Annotated in this window: 4 protein-coding genes; all 4 read left to right on the plus strand. The window is 55.9% G+C overall.

Annotated elements, in window-relative coordinates; genetic code table 11:
- On the plus strand, nt 1–375 hold a 375-nt coding region (gene carB, locus ENN66_08845; GenBank protein ID HDS16692.1), incomplete at its 5' end, for a carbamoyl phosphate synthase large subunit.
- Nucleotides 376–434: 59 nt separating this feature from the next.
- Entirely contained in the window at nt 435–917 is a 483-nt protein-coding gene (gene greA, locus ENN66_08850) for a transcription elongation factor GreA (protein HDS16693.1), read from the plus strand.
- A gap of 9 nt (nt 918–926) precedes the next feature.
- Nucleotides 927–1,685, plus strand: a complete 759-nt coding sequence (gene truA, locus ENN66_08855) for a tRNA pseudouridine(38-40) synthase TruA (GenBank protein HDS16694.1) — start codon at nt 927–929, stop codon at nt 1,683–1,685.
- Nucleotides 1,686–1,734: 49 nt separating this feature from the next.
- A complete protein-coding gene (locus ENN66_08860) occupies nt 1,735–2,163 on the plus strand; it encodes a hypothetical protein (protein HDS16695.1) in 429 nt (142 codons plus the stop codon).
- Nucleotides 2,164–2,692: the final 529 nt, after the last annotated feature.

Genomic DNA, 2,692 nt, shown 5'->3' on the forward strand with positions numbered 1-2,692 from the left:
AGCCTTACCGATAAAGCCGGTCTGCAAAGTATTGTCGAGCCTCTGGTGAAAGCCGGGTTCAGTTTTATCGCGACCTCGGGCACGGCCCAGGCCCTGACCGATCTAGGGATTGCCAACCGGGCCATAAAAAAACAGAAGGAAGGCCGTCCCAACGCGATCGATCTGGTGCTTAACCGGGAAATTGATCTGGTGATCAATCTGCCCGGAGACGCCCGTTCGCGCGTGGACTCGCTTTATATTCGAAGGGTCGCCCTGGATCACGGCGTGCCCTATTTTACCACCCTGCCCGGTGCTCAGGCGGCGGCGGCGGCGATTGCCGCCCTGCATGAACGGGAAGTTAACCTCAAGGCGATTCAGGATTATCATGCAAAGTGACCTGAAGCGGATTTTCTAACCTCTATCTTGACTTACGGAGTTTATTTCTGATGTGCAGTATGGCCAAAGTGCCGTTCACGCCGGACGGTTATAAAAAACTTAAAGAGGAGCTCAATCAGCTGAAGAGCGTCGACCGCCAGCAGGTGATCCGCGCGATATCCGAGGCCCGCGATCATGGGGATTTGAGTGAAAACGCCGAGTATGACGCGGCCAAGAACCGACAGTCTTTCATCGAGGGTCGAATCAGTTATCTCAGTGACCGCCTGGCGCGGGCCGAGGTGATCGATCCGAAGAATTTCGGGGATCCCGATCAGGTCAGATTCGGGGTTTTCGTGACCCTGGCGGACGAGGACAGCGGGGCCGAAGTGGTTTATCAGTTGGTCGGCGAGGATGAGGCCGATATCGAACAGGGTCGCCTGTCGATTGCCGCGCCCCTGGCCCGGGCCCTGCTCGGCAAGGAGGTCGACGACGATGTGGTTTTGCAGACGCCGTCCGGTCAGAAGGAATTCGTGATTCTCGATATTCGCGCCGTCGCCTCGTAACCCGCGGTTTTGCTTTTGTCTTCCCCGCAGGTCAGAACCCTTAAACTAACCATCGCCTACGACGGCACCGCTTACCACGGCTGGCAGGTACAGCCGGGAGCGGTGACCGTTCAGGAAACCCTGGAGAGCGCGGCCCGGCGTTTCTGCGGCGAAAGCTTTCGCTTCAGCGCCTCCGGGCGCACCGACGCCGGGGTTCATGCCTGGGGTCAGGTGGCTTCCTGGCCCTACGCGGGCAAGCTTTCCCCGGAGAAGATCCGCGCCGCCTTCAACGCCCTGCTGCCTTACGATATTCGGGTGCGCCGGGTTGAGGAGATGGCGGCGGACTTTCATGCCCGCATGGCGGCCCGGAGTAAAACTTATCTCTATGTCATCGACAACGCTCCGGTCGCCAATCCGCTGCTGCGTCGCTTTACCTGGCATATTCGCCAGCCCCTGGATCTGAACGCCCTGCGTCAGGCCTCGCTGCGCTTGGTCGGCACGCATGACTTTCTCTCCTTTAAAGCTGCCGACGGTGAATCCCGCACCAGTGAGCGCACCATTTTCCAGGCCCGCTGGCGTCGCCGGGGCGCACTGCTGCTGTTTTTCGTCAAAGGCGACGGCTTTCTCAAGAACATGGTCCGCGTCATGGTCGGCACCCTGACCGAATGCGGTCGCGGCAAACTTCACCCTTCAGCCATGACGCGGATTCTTGACGCCCGCGACCGCGCCGCCGCCGGCCTTACCGCCCCGGCTTCCGGCCTGATTCTTCGTTCCGTCGATTATTCATAGTCTCGAGGAGCCCGTCAAACTGATGCCTGATTCACGCATCCTGTAGAAAATCGATTATCTCAACATTGTGGTCAGGGACCTGGAAAAGGCCGGACAATTCTTCGTTCTTCTGGACTTTAAGATTCAGGACCAGGCGAGACTACGGGGCGATTGGATATTCAGGACCGTGGGGCTTGAAAATGTCGATGCCGAGTATCTTCGCCTGAGCTTGCCCGGTGACGGCGTCTCGGTAGAATTGATTCGGTTTGATTCGCCGCCCGGCCATGCAACAGAGCATTCGGACAAGGCCAACACTCCGGGCTTTCGGCATCTGGCTTTTCAGGTGCAAGATATTGAAAAAGCGGTGGAGGTTCTGAAGGCCAACGGGGTCAAACCGCTCAGCCCCATTCAGGAATTTACCAAGACCGGGAAAAAGATGGTTTATTTTCCGGGCCCCGAAGGCATCCTGCTCGAATTAGCCCAATACCCCGGGACTTGATTCTTTTTCCCAGAACCGCGTGTTTCCGGATCCGACCCTTTCCCAAGAACTCAACGATCAAGAAAAATCAGGGCAGGCAAAGCCCGCCGCCGCTGGCCGGAACCGCCGGACCTGTTGAACCGGGCCTGTGATTACGGCCGGTCCGCCGATTATTCCCACACATTATGTGTAGGAATAATTACTTTATGGAAAGCACCTTGACACGGTTTTAACGTTGTCTTATTGATAGGTCGGCGTGATCGGTAACGGCGGGCAAAAAAGCCAGACCCTGATAACGGCTTAAATCTCATATTACCAGGGCGAACTGGTTGTGATACTCTAAAATTGATCAGTTAAAGAGCTAGTGATTACGGAAAATTGACCACCCACAGCGACCTTTTCTGTATATGGTTTTTAAAACCATAAGCAGAAAAGGTGAAAGGATGCTTAGGATGGATCAATATGAACATATCCGAACAGCCAATCGGGTATACGGTCACAGTCTCAGTAAGATTTCCAGAGATACTGGTCATTCACGCAACACCATTAG

It is taken from the genome of Pseudomonadota bacterium, assembly GCA_011049115.1.
Taxonomy (GTDB): domain Bacteria; phylum Desulfobacterota; class Anaeroferrophillalia; order Anaeroferrophillales; family Tharpellaceae; genus DSCM01.